The sequence below is a fragment of the Polaromonas sp. A23 genome (genome assembly GCF_002001015.1).
GTDB lineage: Bacteria > Pseudomonadota > Gammaproteobacteria > Burkholderiales > Burkholderiaceae_C > Polaromonas.
Window position 1 is genome coordinate 174,112 of sequence record NZ_MUNO01000026.1, and the last position, 16,460, is coordinate 190,571.

Genomic DNA, 16,460 nt, shown 5'->3' on the forward strand with positions numbered 1-16,460 from the left:
GAGCCATGGATCTCGCCAACTTCCTCATCCAGCTGCTCAACAGCGTCCAGTACGGTCTGCTGCTGTTCATGCTGGCCGCCGGCCTGACGCTGATCTTCGGCATCATGGGTGTGGTCAACCTCGCGCACGGCAGCTTCTACATGCTGGGCGCCTATCTGGCCTGGTCGCTCAGCGCCTATTTCGGCAGCCTCACGCTGGCCATTCTTGGCGGCGCGGTGCTGTCGGCGATTTTCGGGCTGGCACTTGAGTGGCTGCTGTTTCGGCACTTCTACCATCGCGATCACCTCGACCAGGTGCTGCTGACCTTCGGCCTGATCTACATCTTTGAAGAACTGCGATCCCTCCTCTGGGGCGACGACGTGCACGGCGTGCCGATTCCAGAGCTGCTCAGCGCCTCGATTCCGCTGACCGAGAACCTGTCTTACCCGGTCTACCGCCTCTTCATGTCCGGCGTCTGTATCGCATTGGCCGTGGGCCTGTACCTGCTGATTTCCAAAACCCGGCTCGGCATGAAAATCCGTGCCGGCGCCTTCAATCGCGACATGGCGGGCGCACTGGGCATCAACATCAAATTGATCCACGCGGTGGTCTTCGCACTCGGTGTCACGCTGGCCGCCGTGGCCGGCATGATCGCCGCGCCGATTGCCAGCGTCTACCCCAACATGGGCTCGCAGGTACTCATCATGTGTTTTGTGGTGGTGGTCATCGGCGGCATCGGCTCCGTGCGCGGCGCCCTCATTTCGGCCCTGTTGGTCGGGCTGGTTGACACCTTCGGCAAGGTGCTGCTGCCTCAGGTGGCAGGCATGCTGGTTTATATGCTCATGGCTGCGGTCCTTCTCTGGAAGCCTGAAGGCTTGTTCAAGCAATGAGCTCGATGAAATCCAATCTCGAAGTCCTGCCGCGCGGCGTGCAAATCACGCTGGTACTGGGCCTAGTCGCTCTGATCGCCTTCCCTTTTGCCGGTACCGATTTCTATACGCAGATGGTCACGCGCATGATGATCATGGCCATTTTTGCGATGAGCCTGGATTTGCTGCAAGGCGTCACCGGCCTGGTCTCGTTGGGCCACGCCGCGTACTTCGGCCTGGCCGGTTATGCGCTGGCCTTTCTCATGCCACAGGGCGAGGCCGTCAGCCTGTGGTGGACCTTGCCTGTCGCCGTGCTGGCCGCGGGGCTGGCCGCACTCATCATCGGTTTTTTCGTCGTGCGCACCCATGGCATCTACTTCATCATGGTCACCATGGCGTTTGCCCAGATGGTGTTCTTCCTGTTTTTCGACAACAAGGAGCTGGGTGGCTCGGACGGTCTGTACATCAACTTCAAGCCGGACACCACCCTCTTCGGCTGGATGCCCTTCGACCTCGACAACAAGCGCACGCTGTACTACTTCACCCTGGCCGTGATGCTGGGGGTTTACGCCTTTTTGCGACGTCTGCTGTGGAGCCCGTTCGGGCGTGCACTGGCCGGCATACGCGTCAACGAGCATCGTATGCGCGCCATGGGTTTTGGCACCTTCCGCTACAAGCTGACAGCGTTCACGCTGGCCGGTGCACTGGCCGGCTTGGCCGGGTATTTGTGGGGCACACAAACCGGCTACATCAACCCCGAGCTCATGGGTTTTCACATGAGCGCGCACGCCATCATGATGGTGATACTGGGTGGCATGGGCAACTTCGCCGGCGCCATCGTCGGCGCCTTTGCCTTTGAATACCTGTTGCATGTGTTCAAGGACCTTCCCATGGTCGGCAGCGTGAACCTTGGCAAGCACTGGCAGTTGTGGATGGGCCTGTTCATTGTGCTGCTGGTGACCTTCGCGCCGCGCGGCATCCTCGGATTGGTTGAGCGCTTCGGCAAATCACGGAAAGCTGACCATGAGTGAAGTCCTGCTTTCTGCACAGAAGCTGACCAAGCGTTTCGGCGGCCTGGCCGCTGTCAATGATGTCTCGCTGGAGCTGCTGCGCAACCACATCCACGCCGTGATCGGCCCCAACGGCGCCGGCAAGTCCACGCTGACCAACCTGCTGTCCGGTGACCTGCCGCCAACGTCTGGCTCAGTCCAGCTGGGCGACCAGGACGTGACCGGCTGGAACCCCGAAAAAATTTCGCGCCAGGGCCTGGGCCGCAGCTACCAAAAAACCAACATCTTCCTGCCCTTCACCGTCTGGGAGAACGTACGCATGGCGGCCCAGTCGCGCCAGCCGCATGCCGCACGTTGGCTCAGACGCGCTACTGATTTTGTAGCTATCAATGACCGTGCGACAAGGGCTATCGAGCTTTCAGGCCTTGAGAACCGGAAAAATGCGATTGCCGGCACCACCAGTCATGGCGAGCAGCGCCAGCTCGAGATTGCGATGACGCTGGCCACCGGGCCGCAGGTGCTGCTGCTCGACGAGCCGCTGGCGGGCATGGGGGTGGCCGAGGCCGAACGCATGGTCGCCCTGCTCCTGAGCCTCAAGAAGGACCACGGCATCCTGCTGGTCGAACACGACATGGACGCGGTCTTCACGCTGGCCGACCGCTTGACCGTGATGGTGGACGGCAAGGTGATTGCCAGCGGCGCACCCGCCGCCATCCGGGCCGATGCAGGTGTGCAGGCCGCCTATCTCGGAGAGGAACATTGATGGCCGAGCTGTTGATCGATGCCAAAGGCATCCACACCTATTACGGCGCCAGCCACATCCTGCGCGGTATCGATTTTTCGGTGGCGCGTGGTGAAACCATCGGCCTGATGGGTCGCAACGGCATGGGCAAGAGCACCCTGCTCAAAAGCATCACGGGTTTGGTCAAGCCACGCTCGGGCAGCATCGACATTGTGGGCAGGCCGATGGCAGGCCGCGCGCCCTACGAAATCTCCCAGCTCGGCATTGCCTATGTGCCCGAGGGCCGCGGCATCTTCGGCAATCTCAGCGTCGTCGAGAACCTGAAGATGGCGGCGCGCGCCGGCACCCGCGGCCAGCGCGACTGGACTTACGAACGGGTGCTCGAAACCTTCCCGCGCCTGAAGGAACGCCTGGGCCACGGCGGGCAGCAGCTCAGCGGCGGCGAGCAGCAGATGCTGACCATCGGCCGCGCACTCATGACCAATCCCGACGTGCTGATCCTCGACGAGGCGACTGAAGGCCTGGCCCCGCTGATCGCCCGCGAGATCTGGCGCATCTGCGGCGTGATCCGCGAAAGCGGCATCAGCAGCGTGATCGTCGACAAGAACTGGAAACACGTCACACAGATCACAGACCGCAACATCATCCTGGTCAAGGGCGAGGTGGTGTTTGAAGGCAGCTCACCGGAACTGCATGCCCGGCCGGAGTTGCTGACGCAATACCTGGGCGTCTAAAACACTGCCCGACAGACCGGGAAAACCGCTAGCGCGTTCAATCGACAAAGCCCGGCCTGCATGGCATCATGCATTCATCCGGGCCATCACGGCCTGGATCCACTGAAAGGTCGGATGCATGCTTTGGCCCTGGCAAGTTGATGCGTCCCTGCCGCAAATCCGGGAATCGTCCATCTCCGACCAGGACACCATAAGGCGCCTCATTGTTTGGCTGTCGGCCGCACTGATCGTGGTATCCGCCTGCGCGGTTGCCGTCGCACTGTTTTATCTTCATGGCGAGGCTCTGCGAACCGGGGAAAATATCACCCAATCACTGGCGCATATCGTCGAGGAACAAACCAGCCACACATTCCAGATCGTAGACCAGCGCCTGCAATTGGCCACTGACCGGCTTCAAGCCCTGCGGCACGAGAAGAAGCTGAACGAAAACTCGGCCCGAGCCGTACTGCGTGAGCAACTCGCCGGGTTGGAGTTCGTTCGGTCTTTATGGGTCATGGATGCGCAAGGCCGCATTGTTTTCGATTCCAACACAGGAAACAGCAAACTGCAACTGGCAGACCGCGAGTATTTCCAGGTCTACCTGCGACGCCCCGCAACGCGGTTCCACCTCAGTGCCCCTGTGCGCAGCCGCACCACGGGCACCTGGATGATCACCGCGTCCAGGCCGCTGTATGCCGCCGATGGAACTTTCGCTGGCGTGATTGCGGCTGCGGTGGAGCCGCAGTATTTCGATACCCTCTGGCGCAGCATCAAACTGGGAGAAGGCGGTGCCATTGCGCTTTTCCGCAAGGACGGTGTGATGATGATGCGCAGCCCCGTTGACGACTCTTCGATGGGCAAAGCGATGCCGGCCCTCCCCCTGTTTGCAAACCTTTCCAGGGCCCCGCAGGGCGTCTACACCACGCTCAGTGTTATCGACGGCCAAACCCGCGTCATTGCCTACCGCGCGCTTGACCGCTATCCGGAACTGGTGGTCTACGCCGGCTCGCTTCACGGCGATGTACTGGCCTCGTGGAGGCGTTTTTCCAAATTGACCGGGCTGATCTGGCTCGCAGCTGCAGCTATCGTCGCGCTGCTATCGGCCCTGCTCTACCGGTACACCCAGCAGCGCGAGCGCACCGAGCTGCGCTTTCGCCAGCTGGCCCAGGCCATGCCGCAAATCGTGTTCATCACTGATGCCACGGGTCACATGGCTTTCGTCAACAACCAATGGACCCAGGTGACCGGCCAACCGGTGAAAGCATCGCTCCAGGGAGGCTGGTTCACGCGCATTCACCCTGACGACCTTGAAAGATGCGCCGAGGACTTCCGCGTCGCCATCGAAACCGGACAAAGCCTGCACAACGAACACCGCCTGCTGTGCGGAGACGGCACTTACCGCTGGCAGCTGGCGCGGGTGCTTCCCAACCGCGACGATGCCGGACGCATTGTCTCGTGGTACGGCACCTCCACGGACATCGACGACCTGAAACAAGCCGAAGCGGCACTGCATGCGCAAACATCACTGCTGCGCATGTCGGGGCAACTGTCCAAAATGGGCGGCTGGGCACTCGATCTTCCCGAGATGCGCTTCAGCTGGTCAGACGAAGCCTCCCTTGTGCTTGAACTGCCTGAAGGCAGCGCGCCTACCCTGGAAAGCGCTATCGGGCTATGTACGCCACAATCACAGCCGCTGGCCACACGGGTGGCGCAAGCATGCATTGAACACGGTACGCCCTTCGATGTGGAAGTCGAGGTGGTGACGGGAACCGGCCGGACGATCTGGGTGCGTTCGATGGGCCAGGCGGTGCGCGACAGCCAGGGCACGATCCGGCGCATGCAGGGCGCGTTGCAGGACGTCACGTCGCGCGTCAAGGCAGAGCAAGCCCTTCAAGGCCATTTGCAAACGCTGCAACGCGCCGCCGAAGCAGCACAGGCCATCACCCAGCATCGCACCCTCGATACAGTCATGCAGGAAGTGGCAGACCAGGCACGCACCATCATTGGCGCGCACCAGGCTGTTGTCAGCCTGACACAGGGTAGCGACTGGTCCCAAAGCATCACCGCGCTGTCACTGTCCGACAAATACGCGAACTACCGGCATCTGGTTGAGCCACCCGATGGCAGCGGCATTTATGCGGTGGTCTGCGAAACCAACCGGCCCCTGCGCCTGACCCAGGCCGAACTGGTCGCACATCCGCGCTGGCGCGGCTTTGGAACCTATGCCGACAAGCACCCGGCCGTGAATGGCTGGCTGGCAGTGCCCTTGACCGGTCGTGACGGCGTGAACGTCGGCCTGCTGCAGCTTTCCGACAAGTTCGAGGGTGAGTTCACGCAGCAGGACGAGTACGTCACCACCGAACTGGCAGAACTCGCCCTCATTGCCATAGACAACGCCAACCTGCTGACCCAGGTCCAGGAGCTCAACAGCAACCTTGAAGAAAAAGTAGCGCAGCGCACGCGCGCACTGTCTCGCCAGGAAGCGCTGTTCAGGGCTCTGGCCGAGCAGGCGCCGCACCCGATCTGGACCCTCGACACGCACGGGGACGCCACCTTCATCAGCAGCGCCTGGTACGAAATTTTCGGTGGCGCGCCGCCCGACTGGCACGGTACGGCCTGGATGGAACTGGTGCATCCGGACGACCGGAAGGGAATGAATGAAATCTGGCGGAAAGCACGCGAGAACCGTACGCCCTACAGCGGAATCCGGCGCTTGCGTGACAAGGACGGCAACTACCGCAGCATGTCCCACCGCGTATCGCCCGTGTTCAACGACACCGCAGAGGTGATGTTCTGGGTGGGGATCGATGTCGACATGACGGAGATCATGGCCATAGAAGCGGCACTGCGGCTGTCCAACGCCGAGCTGGAAGCGTTTTCCTACTCGGTCTCGCACGACCTGCGTTCACCCCTGACCACCGTGGACGGATTCAGTCAACTGCTGGCAAAAGAACTGGGCGACAACTCTTCCGTCCGCGTCCAGCACTACCTGGCCCGTATCAAAGGCGGCGTGGGGAAGATGGGCCAGTTGATTGAAGGCCTGTTGTTGCTGGCCCATGTGACTCGCCAGGAGCTGCAGCATGAACAGGTGGACCTCAGCGCCATCAGCAGCGACATCCTGGAGCGCCTGAAATCCATGGAGCGTAACCGTCAGGTCGTGTTCAGTGTCGAGCCGGGCCTGCAGGTTCAGGGTGACAGCCGCCTGATTCAGTCGGTGATGGAAAACCTGCTGAGCAATGCGTGGAAGTTCACTTCACGCCGCTCGAAAGCCGAAATTTCGGTTGGACGGCTTTCACCGCACGGCGCCTTTTTTGTTCGTGACAACGGCGTCGGCTTTGACATGGCCTATGCAGACAAGCTTTTTGGCACCTTCCAGCGCCTGCATGATGTTGCGGACTACGCGGGCACCGGTATCGGCCTGGCGACCGTGGCCAGGATCATCCAGCGGCACGGCGGAACGATCCGGGCTGAATCGGCGCCTGACAAAGGCGCCACCTTCTTCTTCACGCTGCACCAGGCTGACTGAGCACGAGGCCAGCCGGCTTTCTCACCCTTGCCTTATGCGGCTTTTGCGGGCCTTTTGACCCGCTGGATAAGCGCCCGGTAAGAAGCCATCGCCTTGTCCGCCGTGTTCGCGTCATTCATGATGCGGTACTCATACAAAGCCCCCAGCACCAGGCAATGAATTTCGAAAAGCAGCGAGGCCGGGTCAATATCTTCCCTGAGCTGCCTGTGTGCCATCGCCTGCATGACGGTACGCATCATCACGCCGCGCCATGCGCGCACGTTACCCACCAGAATCTCCCGCGTGTCGTGCGCCGCCTGGTCCATCGAAAAGGCGGTTACTTCAAACAGCGCCATGCTGTTGCCATCTCCACTGCATATTTTTCGGATCCATGACTCGACCATGGCGTCGAGCCGATCCAGGCCGTGCGGTTTTTTCAGTGCGGGGAAAAATATTTCCGCCAGAAAACGCTTGCCGTATTCCTCTACCAATGCAAGGCGCAGCGTTTCAATGGAGCCGATGCGGGAAAAAACGCCGCTGTTGGAGAGCTTGAGCTTCTCAGCCAGGATGGGAACCGTGACGGCGCCCAGACCATAGCGGACAGCAATGTCAATGCCCGCCTCGATGATGGCGTTGCGGGTCAGCTCGCTTTTTTTGGTTTTCGCTTGCATGCAAGAATTTTAGTTCGCGGCAGGCCCATCAAACCAGTGGCATAAATCACAGGCTACATCAGCGGCCGCAGTTCCCTGGCTGCATCAAACAGCAGCGGCAGCAAATCGCGCTGCATCACCTGCGCGGAAAGCCGCTGCGGCGACGCCACCACATTCAGCGCTGCCACCGTCTTGCCCTGCATGTTGCGCAGCGGCACCGCCAGCGCATGCACGCCAAGCTCGTGCTCTTCCACCGCCAGGCAGAAGTCGTCTGCACGCACCTGCTCGATCACCGCCCGGAACTGCTTGATGTCGACGATGGTGCGCGTGGTCAGGCGCGCCAGCGTGCGTCCCTTGAGCCATTGCGTCAGCGCGGTCTTGGGCTTGGCGGCCAGCAGCACCCGCCCGGTGGACGTGGCATGCACAGGCAAACGCGCGCCCAGATGCAAGCCGTAAGCCAATATGCGCACAGCGCCGTCGCCACCGCTTTTCCACTCGTAACCGCTGCGCCCAATGACCACCACCTCGTCACCGTCCAGCACCCCGGCTGAAAACGACTCCTGGGTCTGCGCCGCCAGGCGGTTCAGCGTGGGTTGTACCGCGCGCGGCAAACGTGCCGAAGCCAGGTAGCTCCCCGAAAAACGCAACACCTTGGGCGCCAGCCAGTAATAGCTGCCGTCGGTTTCCAGGTAACCCAGGTGCGCCAGCGTCAACAGATGGCGGCGCGCTGCGGCACGTGTGATACCCGCACGTTCAGCGGCCAGCGTGGCATTCAGGCGCTGGCGCTGCGTGTCAAAACTCTCCAGCACCGCCATGCCTTTGGCCATGCCTTCAATCAGGTCGGCTCGGGCAATCGGTTTGCCGGCTTGCAGCATTCCGTTCGTTTCCGCGGGAGGTGTTGATTGGCTGCTCATTGCGCGATCATCGCACAAATGGCCTGCAGATCGTGCAAAGCGCCGTGGCGGAACTGGCTATCCCCCGGCCCAAGGCCTACGCTCACCGTTCAGGAAAAACGAACTGGAAATTGGAGACAGACATGCGTACCCAGGTTGCCATCATCGGTGCAGGCCCCTCCGGCCTGCTGCTCGGCCAACTGCTGCACAAGGCCGGCATCGACGCGGTGATTGTTGAACGCCAGAGCGGCGACTACGTGCTGGGCCGCATCCGCGCTGGCGTGCTCGAGCAGGTCTGCATTGACCTGCTTGACGAAGCCGGTGTCGGCAAACGCATGCACCAGGAAGGCCTGGTGCACGGCGGCTTCGACATGTTGTTCAAGGGCGAACGCCACCGCATCGACTTGAACCGCCTGACCGGCGGCAAGAACGTCATGGTCTACGGCCAGACCGAAGTCACCCGCGACCTGATGGATGCGCGCCAGGCGGCAGGCCTGACTACTGTTTACGAAGCCGGCAACGTCGCCGTGCACGGCTTCGACACGAAGAAGCCCCGTGTGACTTACGAAAAAGACGGACAGACGCATGAGATTGAATGCGACTTCATTGCCGGCTGCGACGGTTTTCACGGCGTCTGCCGTGCCAGCGTGCCCGCAGGCGCGGTGGCCGAGTACGAAAAAATCTACCCCTTCGGCTGGCTGGGCGTGCTCGCCGAGACACCGCCGGTGCACCACGAACTCATTTACGTCAATAGCACCCGCGGCTTTGCGCTGTGCTCGCAGCGCAGCCACACGCGCAGCCGCTACTACCTGCAGGTGCCGCTGACCGACAAGGTCGAAGCCTGGTCTGACGACGCCTTCTGGAACGAGCTGGGCCTGCGCCTGGACGCGGGTGGCCGAGAAAAACTCGTCACCGGCCCTTCCATCGAGAAAAGCGTGGCTCCGTTACGCAGCTTCGTCGCCGAGCCCATGCGTTTTGGACGCATGTTCCTCGCCGGGGATGCCGCCCACATCGTGCCGCCCACCGGCGCCAAAGGCCTGAACCTCGCCGCCACCGACGTGAAGTACCTGTCCGGCGCATTGATCGAGTTTTACGCCGACAAGAGCGAAGCCGGCATCGACACCTATTCAGAGCGTTGCCTCAAACGCATCTGGCGGGCCGAGCGCTTCTCATGGTGGTTCACCGGCCTGATGCACAACTTCCCCGAAAATGGCCCCATCGGCCAGAAGCTGCAGGACGCCGAGCTGGACTACATCGTCCACTCGGAGACTGGCGCGCGCTCGGTTGCAGAAAACTACGTGGGCCTGCCGCTCGATTTCGGCGCCTGACGCAGTCGGGGAGCTGGCGTTACGCGGCCTGCTAACGGGTTAACGGGCCTCCATCAGGCACATTCACGAGCAGGTCACCCGGCTGGCACTCCAGGAATTCGCAAATCTTCAGCAAGGTATCGAAACGCACGCCTTTGACCTTGCCCTGCTTGAGCAGGGACAGGTTGGCTTCTGTGATACCGACGTAGGCGGCCAGGTCTTTGGACCTGGCCTTGCGCTGCGACAGCATCACGTCAAGTTTGACGACGATGCTCACAGCTAGGGCCTGTTCACACTATTTATACAAGTGCGAACACGGTTAAAACAGCGCCAATCTAGGCGCGCGACGACGCTCAGCCTGGGCGGCTGAGCTAGGAGTGCAACAACGAGTGGCGTTGTTTTAACCATGTTCCCTCCGGGTTGCGGCCAAAAAGGCCATGCACAGCGTTGCAAAGCCTTGCCGGGCGTCAGCCCGGCTGCATTTTGCGCCTCGCGCATGACCTTTTTGACTCGCAACGCACCTTGCATAAATAGTGTGAACAGGCCCTTGCCTTAAATGAACTGGGCGTTCTCTTCCGCGAGGGCCACGGCCTTGCCCATCACGGCGGCGATCTGCCACACCATGCCGGCAAACAGCAGCGTCAGCAACTCATTGCTGCCCAGGCCAAAAGACAAGGCCTTCTGCCCGGCCGGCGCACCAGCCGTCAGCACCACGCTGATCAGCGTCGAAGCAAACAGGCCAGTGACCACCGACGCAAAAATGCCGGCGGCAAAACCGCGCAGGTAACGCACGGTGCGCACGCTGAAATACTCGGCTTGCGAAAACCCGGAGAAGCAGCGCATCGCGCACACCAAGCCATAAGAGGCACAACACACCGGCACCATGCCCAGCAGCACCGCCAGCGCGCGCTGCCACAGCTCCACATCAAGCATGGCCGCCTGCAGCGCCGACAGGCTGACGCCCGAGCGGAGCAGCAAACCCTCGGTTGGCGTGGTGACGAGTTGATAGAACACGGCCAGCGGCAAAGCCACGGCCAGCAAGGCACAAACCCAGGCAAAGGCGCTGTTCAGGCGCTGCACGTCAGGGCGTGTCAGGGTGCTTGCGGTGAATGCGTTTTTCATGGGTGCCCCCTATGTCATGAGGCCTCCATTATGGCAATAAATATCTGTAAAACAATAATTAATTTCTGTAAAACATAAATTTTTACAAAATAAAGGCTTCCTCGCCCCGCCTGCAAAGTCTGGTAAGGTCAATTGCATTCGGACGCATTCCGCCTTCATCCTCTCCCGACCATCCGCCACCCAGATGACCTCCTCTGCCCCCGCCAAAACCCCTGCCCTTCAGTCCCTTCAAGGCACACGCATCCTGAGCCTGGCGCTCAACCTGCCCGGCCCCGCCGCGCTGATGCGTTGCCGGCAGATGGGGGCAACCTGCGTCAAGCTTGAGCCACCCGCGGGCGACCCCATGGGCCTGTACAACAAGCCGGCTTACGCACAGCTGCACGAAGGCGTGAAGGTGCTGAGCGCCGACCTGAAAAGCGAAGCCGGCCAGAAGGTGCTGCACCGCGAGCTTGAAAAAGCCGATGTGCTGCTCACCTCGTTTCGCCCCTCCGCCATTGAAAAGCTCGGCCTGAGCTGGAAAAAAATCCACTCGCGCTACCCCGCGCTCTCGCACGTCGCCATCGTCGGTGCGCCGGGCGCACTGGGCGAAGAGCCCGGCCACGACCTGACCTACATGGCCCACAACGACCTGGTCACGGGGCTCAACCTGCCACCCACGCTCTACGCCGACATGAGCGGCTCACTGATGGCCAGCGAAGCCGTGCTGCAAGCCGCGCTGCGCCGGCAAGAGCCCTACACCGGCTCAGGCGACCCGCATCCCCAGGGCGCCTTCATCGAAGTGGCGCTGTCCGAAGCCGCCGCCTACCTGGCGCTGCCTCGGCAATGGGGCCTGACACAGCCCACCGGCTCCGTCGGTGGCGCACATGCCGGCTACCGCGTCTACGCCTGCAAGGACGGGCGTGCAGCTGTCGCTGCACTGGAACCGCACTTTGCCGCAGCGCTATGCGAAGCAGCCGGCGTAGCCGCCTCAGACATTCGCGCCATGTTTGCGCCCGCCACGCACGAAGCGGTGGCCGCTTTCATGCTTACGCAGACCCGTGCGCAGCTGAACAAGCTGGCGGAGGAGAAAGATATTCCGCTGCATACGCTATCGAATGAATAGCTGACAGCGCCCGGAAAATAAGGGCTGGCGCCCGATTTGGCTTCGTAAACTGCGAAAGAAGTCCAAACGCTCACCTTGCATTGGATTCCCGGGTGCGTAGGATGGAAAGCCTACCCCCAGACACTGCGCACCATGACCGAGTTCGAATTCAAGTTTGAAATTCCGCCCGCCCGGCGCCCGGCGGTTGAGGCTGCCGTGCGCCGCGGACGGGTTGCGCAGCAACGGCTGCAGGCGCGCTATTTCGACACGCCCGAGGGTGCACTGGCGGCGCAGGGTGTGGTGCTGCGCCTGCGCAAGGAAGGCCGGCAGTGGGTACAGACGGCCAAGGCGCCCGGCAGCCGGCCGCTGGAACGGCTGGAACACAATGTGGCGCTGGGCGCCCATGCGGCGCCGGAGCCTGAGCTGGCGCGCCATAGCGGCACACCGGTCGGCGAATGCATTCGCCGGGCCCTGAAACTCAAACCCGGCGAATCTTTCCCCGGGCTGGCGCCGGTGTACACCACCGACATCGTCCGCCTCACCCGGCTCGTGCGTGTGCGTGGCGCAGTGGTCGAGCTCGCGCTGGACCGGGGGCGCATTGCCGCGGGCGACAAGGTGCTGCCGGTGAGCGAGCTGGAGCTGGAACTCAAACAAGGCCAGCCCGCCGTTGCCGTGGCGCTGGCAGGCAACTGGTGCCTCAAGCATGGCCTGTGGCTCAGCAGCGTGAGCAAGTCCATGAAAGGCCAGCGCCTGGCAGCGGGCCAGGACTTCGGTGCCGCCGTGAATGCGGAGCCGCCGCGCTTTCCCCACCACGCCTCCAGCCGCGAGGTGGCTGCCGCGGTGCTGGCGGCTTGCCTGGACCAAGTGCTGGCCAACGCCAGCGACGTGGCTGGCGGCTGCACCGGCGAGGATCACATCCACCAGCTGCGCGTGGGCCTGCGCCGACTGCGCACCGCGCTGAAAGAACTCGACGCCCTCGCAGGCAACTGGGGTGGCCAAGGCGACAAATGGGAAGCGCCGCTGGCCACCGTCTTCCGCGAGCTGGGCCTGCACCGCGACCGCGACTACCTCCTGCACAAGCTGCAAGGCCAGATCGAAGCCGCAGGCGGCCCGCCACTGGACTGGCAGGGCGCAATGGATGCCCTGCCCAGCGCGGCAGAGTCGGTGCGCGCGCCGGCCTTTCAGCAGGCGCTGTTGTGCCTGGTGGGTTTTGTTCACGCGGCTTCTGCTGAAGCTGACCCGGAAGACAAACCACCCAAAAAAACCTTGCGCAAACGCCTGGCCAGGCTGCACAAGCAGGTGCTGGCGCAGGGCCAGCAATTCGCGACCCTGCCTGAACCCGAGCAACATGCCCTGCGCAAGCGCCTCAAGCGCCTGCGCTACCTGGCCGAGTTCGCGCAGCCACTGTTTTCAAAGCGAAAATCAGAGGCCTACCTTGCCGCCATCAAACCGCTGCAGGACGCACTGGGCATTTACCACGACGAGGTGGCGGCGCTGCAGGCCTGGCAAGGCCTGTCAGGCCACGACCCGCGCGCCCTCTTCGGCGCAGGCTGGCTCAGCGCCCGCCGCGCGGCACATGTGCAAGGCTGCCAGCAGGCCTGTGACGGTTTTGCCAGACAGGCCAGGCCGTTCTGGGACTAGCTTGCAGGCAGTTGCCAGCAACTCTACTTATTCAAACTTCCCGGGATCGGTCCCAATGGCTGCGCACACCCACCGCGCATACCGGAAATCCCTGATCCCCGTCACCTTCCCCTGAGCAAACGCCAGCACCACCACATACCCCGGCGCCCCGGCCCCTTCGTCCGCCTCGGTATCCACCCAGAGTCCCGGCCGGCCCTCCACGTTGATCGGCGTCATGCGCAGCCCGTATGTCTTGGCGGCGTAATTCGTGAAGTACTCGCCGCCGCGCGCCTGCATCGGCTTGCGGCGCGCCACCAGGTCCAGCTTGACGTCCTGGCCCAGCATCTCGCGCAGGCCGTCGAAATCCCTGGCGTTGAAACGCTCAGCATAGGCGGCCAGCAGGGCCTGGTCTTGTGGTGACAGGCTGGGCGGCGGGGCCGCGTCGTCAGGCTGACTGGCCAGCTCGCGCAAGTGCGCGCGGCCACGGTGCAGCGCCGCCTTGACAGCCGGCACGGTGGTGCCCATCACGCCGGCCGCTTCTTCCAGGGCATAACCCAGCACATCGGCCAGGATGACGGTGCTGCGCTGCGCGGGCGCGAGGCGCATGAAGGTGCGCAAGGCTGCGGTTGCCACGTGGCGGCGGTCAGCGGGCTCGGCCTGCGTGTCGGCAATGGCATCCACGTCTTCGTCGGCAAACATCGCCTGCTCGCGCGAGCGGCGGCGCAGGAAGTCCATGGCCGCGTTGTGCGCGATGCGAAACAGCCACGCCTCCACGTTCTGCACAGCCTGCGCGTCGTAGCTCCCGTTGGCCTTGATCAGCGTTTCCTGCACCACGTCTTCGCCGTCCAGCATCGAGCCCGTCATGCGCGCGCAATAGCGATGCAGGCGGGCGCGCAGCTGAGCCATCAGCTGGGGGAAGTCGGGATCGGGTATCGGCGGGTCGGGGAGTTTGGCGGGGTGCATGCGGGCCTTTGCTGGGGCGGATGGATTGCGGGTGAAGCCAGGCAGTTAAAGAGAAGACGTTTGGCAAAGGTTAAAGGATGCGGTGCACGCAAAAAATATTTCCGGATCGTTTCGGCTCCGCTCTTCGTCTTTGTCAGCAGGCACCCAGGAAAGGATACAAGCCAATGCAAGACACTCATCAACCCAAGGGATTCACGGGCACCCAGCGCTGGGTGCTGGGCCTGGCCGCGGCCGGCTCGTTCATGGCCGCGCTGGACGCGATGGTAGTGACCACGGCGCTGGACACGCTGCGGCACGACCTGGCCGCGTCGGTGGAGGCGCTGGAGTGGACAGTCAACGCCTACACCTTCAGCTTTGCCGCGCTGCTGATGACAGGCGCAGCGCTGGGCGACCGATTCGGGCGGCGCCGCATGTACGTGGTGGGGCTGGCGCTGTTCGCGCTGGCCTCGGCCGCCTGCGCGCTGGCGCCCAGCACGGGGTGGCTGATCGCGGGGCGGGCGGTGCAAGGACTGGGCGCGGCGCTGCTGATGCCGATTGCAATGGCACTGCTGGGCGCGGCGTTTCCGCCGCCCCAGCGGGCCAAGGCGCTGGGCCTGTTCAGCGGCATCACCGGGCTGGCGGTGTTGTCGGGACCGCTTATCGGCGGCGCCATCGTGCACGGACTGGCGTGGCAGTGGATCTTCTGGATCAACCTGCCAGTGGCGCTGGCGGTGGGCTGGCTGGTGCTGGCCAAGGTGCCGGAAGGAAAGGCTGCGTCGGCGCCGCTGGACATTTGGGGTGCGCTGCTGATGACGGCGTCGCTGCTCGGCCTGGTGTGGGGTCTGGTGCGCGGCAACCGCGATGGCTGGGACAGCACGGAGGTGCTGATATCGCTGGCCGCTGGCGTGGTACTGGGCGCATTGTTCGTGGCTTCGCAGCGCTTGCGTGCATGGGACGCGATGGTGCCGCCGCGGCTGTTCCGCTCGCCGGTGCTGGCGGTGGGGCTCAGCATCACCTTCCTGCTCACGGCGTCGCTGATGGGCACGCTGTTCTTCATGGCGCAGTTCTTCCAGGTGGCATGGCATTTGTCGCCGCTGGCCGCGGGCGCCAGCATGCTGCCGTGGACGGCCACGCTGTTCCTGGTGGCGCCGGTGGCGGGCGCGATGGTCAAGCGCGTGGGCGAGAAGGCACTGGTGGTTGCAGGCCTGGTCCTGCAGGCGCTGGGCATGGTGTGGCTGGCCGCGCTGGTGTCATCGGGGCGGGGCGATGCCGGCTACTGGATGTGGGTGCTGCCGCTCGCGCTGGCGGGCGGTGGGATCTCGATGGCCATGCCCGCGGTGCAAAGCGCCGTGCTGGGCGCGGTGGAGCCGGCCGACATGGGCAAGGCGGCGGGCCTGTTCAACACCTTGCGGCAGCTGGGCGGCGTGTTCGGCGTGGCGCTGGTGGTCGCGGTGTTCACACGGGTGGGCGGCTATGCCAGCCCACAGCAGTTCGGCGCCGGCTTCACGGCGACCTTGATGGCGACCGCGGCGCTTTCGCTGGCCGGCGCGGCGGTGGGCTGGCGGCTGAAGCCGCGCGCAGCCCAAGACGATACGGCAGCAATACAAGGAGTGAAATCATGAAGACAATTTTGGTGCGTTACAAGGTCAAGCCGGAACTGGCCGACGACAACCAGCGGCTGATCGAGCAGACGTTTGCGGAGCTTGCGCGGGACAAGCCAGATGGCTTGCGGTATCAGACATTTCGGCTCGACGATGGGGTGAGCTTCATGCACGTGGCCACGCGTGACGGCGGGGCGGAGGAGAGCCCGCTGATGAAGGTGGAAGCGTTCCGGGCTTTCCTGGCGGGGATCAAGGATCGCTGCGTGGAGCCGCCGGTGCAGACGGAGGTGAAGGCGATCGGGCGGTACGACGGGCTTTGAGGTTGCACACGCTATCGAATCAATAGCTGCCTGCGCCCGTCAAATAAGGGCTGGGTGTCGATTTGGCTTCAAACTTTTGCGCAACCCGTCCTTTCGCTGTCATTGC

15 protein-coding genes are annotated in these 16,460 nt (G+C 63.2%); 10 read left to right on the forward strand and 5 right to left on the reverse strand.

The annotated features are described in order from the left end of the window. The first annotated feature begins 5 nt into the window (after positions 1-5). From B0B52_RS14305 to B0B52_RS14325, 5 genes are all read left to right on the forward strand, one after another. On the forward strand, positions 6-869 hold the full coding sequence (locus B0B52_RS14305; RefSeq protein ID WP_077594326.1) for a branched-chain amino acid ABC transporter permease: 864 nt from the start codon (positions 6-8) through the stop codon (positions 867-869). After that, on the forward strand, positions 866-1,879 hold the full coding sequence (locus B0B52_RS14310) for a branched-chain amino acid ABC transporter permease (protein WP_077594327.1): 1,014 nt from the start codon (positions 866-868) through the stop codon (positions 1,877-1,879). Before B0B52_RS14305 ends, B0B52_RS14310 begins: the two co-directional genes overlap by 4 nt. Next, entirely contained in the window at positions 1,872-2,621 is a 750-nt protein-coding gene (locus B0B52_RS14315; RefSeq protein WP_077594328.1) for an ABC transporter ATP-binding protein, read from the forward strand. Before B0B52_RS14310 ends, B0B52_RS14315 begins: the two co-directional genes overlap by 8 nt. After that, complete coding sequence (locus B0B52_RS14320; protein WP_077594329.1) at positions 2,621-3,334, forward strand: ABC transporter ATP-binding protein; 714 nt, start codon at positions 2,621-2,623, stop codon at positions 3,332-3,334. The genes B0B52_RS14315 and B0B52_RS14320 overlap by 1 nt, the downstream gene beginning before the upstream one ends. Before the next feature lie 118 nt (positions 3,335-3,452). Next, positions 3,453-6,839 carry a PAS domain-containing protein gene (locus B0B52_RS14325; protein ID WP_077594330.1) on the forward strand — a complete coding sequence of 1,129 codons (3,387 nt, stop codon included), beginning with the start codon at positions 3,453-3,455 and terminating at the stop codon, positions 6,837-6,839. Positions 6,840-6,871: 32 nt separating this feature from the next. Here the strand turns inward: B0B52_RS14325 and B0B52_RS14330 are convergent, their stop codons facing one another. Together B0B52_RS14330 and B0B52_RS14335 are read right to left on the reverse strand one after the other, a co-directional pair. After that, positions 6,872-7,489, reverse strand: coding sequence for a TetR/AcrR family transcriptional regulator (locus B0B52_RS14330; protein ID WP_077594331.1), 618 nt, complete (start codon positions 7,487-7,489; stop codon positions 6,872-6,874). Between the two features lie 53 nt (positions 7,490-7,542). Beyond that, a complete protein-coding gene (locus B0B52_RS14335) occupies positions 7,543-8,382 on the reverse strand; it encodes an IclR family transcriptional regulator C-terminal domain-containing protein (RefSeq protein ID WP_305790772.1) in 840 nt (279 codons plus the stop codon). A 122-nt stretch (positions 8,383-8,504) separates the two neighbouring features. Here B0B52_RS14335 and pobA point away from each other — a divergent pair, with 122 nt between their 5' ends. After that, the gene (gene pobA / locus B0B52_RS14340) at positions 8,505-9,689 is read left to right on the forward strand and encodes a 4-hydroxybenzoate 3-monooxygenase (RefSeq protein ID WP_077594333.1); all 1,185 of its coding nucleotides are present in this window, start codon (positions 8,505-8,507) and stop codon (positions 9,687-9,689) included. Between the two features lie 31 nt (positions 9,690-9,720). Here the strand turns inward: pobA and B0B52_RS14345 are convergent, their stop codons facing one another. Together B0B52_RS14345 and B0B52_RS14350 are read right to left on the reverse strand one after the other, a co-directional pair. After that, positions 9,721-9,945: a helix-turn-helix transcriptional regulator gene (locus B0B52_RS14345; protein ID WP_077594334.1), complete on the reverse strand. Its 225-nt coding sequence runs from the start codon at positions 9,943-9,945 to the stop codon at positions 9,721-9,723. Between the two features lie 275 nt (positions 9,946-10,220). Next, on the reverse strand, positions 10,221-10,790 hold the full coding sequence (locus tag B0B52_RS14350; protein WP_077594335.1) for a DUF2975 domain-containing protein: 570 nt from the start codon (positions 10,788-10,790) through the stop codon (positions 10,221-10,223). A gap of 184 nt (positions 10,791-10,974) precedes the next feature. Here B0B52_RS14350 and B0B52_RS14355 point away from each other — a divergent pair, with 184 nt between their 5' ends. Both B0B52_RS14355 and B0B52_RS14360 read left to right on the forward strand, forming a co-directional pair. Continuing rightward, positions 10,975-11,892 (forward strand): CoA transferase, encoded by a 918-nt coding sequence (locus B0B52_RS14355; protein ID WP_077594336.1) that lies wholly within the window; start codon positions 10,975-10,977, stop codon positions 11,890-11,892. Between the two features lie 132 nt (positions 11,893-12,024). Beyond that, positions 12,025-13,512, forward strand: coding sequence for a CYTH and CHAD domain-containing protein (locus tag B0B52_RS14360; RefSeq protein ID WP_077594337.1), 1,488 nt, complete (start codon positions 12,025-12,027; stop codon positions 13,510-13,512). Positions 13,513-13,539: 27 nt separating this feature from the next. On the opposite strand, the gene B0B52_RS14365 is transcribed toward B0B52_RS14360, so the two are convergent. Next, on the reverse strand, positions 13,540-14,454 hold the full coding sequence (locus B0B52_RS14365) for a sigma-70 family RNA polymerase sigma factor (RefSeq protein WP_077594338.1): 915 nt from the start codon (positions 14,452-14,454) through the stop codon (positions 13,540-13,542). A 164-nt stretch (positions 14,455-14,618) separates the two neighbouring features. Between B0B52_RS14365 and B0B52_RS14370 the strand changes: the two genes are divergently transcribed. Beyond that, positions 14,619-16,055 carry an MFS transporter gene (locus tag B0B52_RS14370; RefSeq protein WP_077594339.1) on the forward strand — a complete coding sequence of 479 codons (1,437 nt, stop codon included), beginning with the start codon at positions 14,619-14,621 and terminating at the stop codon, positions 16,053-16,055. Continuing rightward, entirely contained in the window at positions 16,052-16,354 is a 303-nt protein-coding gene (locus B0B52_RS14375; RefSeq protein ID WP_077594340.1) for a hypothetical protein, read from the forward strand. Before B0B52_RS14370 ends, B0B52_RS14375 begins: the two co-directional genes overlap by 4 nt. The last annotated feature ends 106 nt before the right edge of the window (positions 16,355-16,460 follow it).

What these genes read in the sequence shown, in the direction of transcription:
- B0B52_RS14335 (WP_305790772.1), bottom strand. Translation starts at nt 8,382, where the DNA reads ATGAGCAGCCAATCAACACCTCCCGCGGAAACGAACGGAATGCTGCAA.
- B0B52_RS14375 (WP_077594340.1), top strand. Translation starts at nt 16,052, where the DNA reads ATGAAGACAATTTTGGTGCGTTACAAGGTCAAGCCGGAACTGGCCGAC.
- B0B52_RS14330 (WP_077594331.1), bottom strand. Translation starts at nt 7,489, where the DNA reads ATGCAAGCGAAAACCAAAAAAAGCGAGCTGACCCGCAACGCCATCATC.
- B0B52_RS14360 (WP_077594337.1), top strand. Translation starts at nt 12,025, where the DNA reads ATGACCGAGTTCGAATTCAAGTTTGAAATTCCGCCCGCCCGGCGCCCG.
- B0B52_RS14325 (WP_077594330.1), top strand. Translation starts at nt 3,453, where the DNA reads ATGCTTTGGCCCTGGCAAGTTGATGCGTCCCTGCCGCAAATCCGGGAA.
- B0B52_RS14355 (WP_077594336.1), top strand. Translation starts at nt 10,975, where the DNA reads ATGACCTCCTCTGCCCCCGCCAAAACCCCTGCCCTTCAGTCCCTTCAA.
- B0B52_RS14350 (WP_077594335.1), bottom strand. Translation starts at nt 10,790, where the DNA reads ATGAAAAACGCATTCACCGCAAGCACCCTGACACGCCCTGACGTGCAG.
- B0B52_RS14320 (WP_077594329.1), top strand. Translation starts at nt 2,621, where the DNA reads ATGGCCGAGCTGTTGATCGATGCCAAAGGCATCCACACCTATTACGGC.
- B0B52_RS14370 (WP_077594339.1), top strand. Translation starts at nt 14,619, where the DNA reads ATGCAAGACACTCATCAACCCAAGGGATTCACGGGCACCCAGCGCTGG.
- B0B52_RS14310 (WP_077594327.1), top strand. Translation starts at nt 866, where the DNA reads ATGAGCTCGATGAAATCCAATCTCGAAGTCCTGCCGCGCGGCGTGCAA.
- B0B52_RS14365 (WP_077594338.1), bottom strand. Translation starts at nt 14,454, where the DNA reads ATGCACCCCGCCAAACTCCCCGACCCGCCGATACCCGATCCCGACTTC.
- B0B52_RS14315 (WP_077594328.1), top strand. Translation starts at nt 1,872, where the DNA reads ATGAGTGAAGTCCTGCTTTCTGCACAGAAGCTGACCAAGCGTTTCGGC.
- pobA (WP_077594333.1), top strand. Translation starts at nt 8,505, where the DNA reads ATGCGTACCCAGGTTGCCATCATCGGTGCAGGCCCCTCCGGCCTGCTG.
- B0B52_RS14305 (WP_077594326.1), top strand. Translation starts at nt 6, where the DNA reads ATGGATCTCGCCAACTTCCTCATCCAGCTGCTCAACAGCGTCCAGTAC.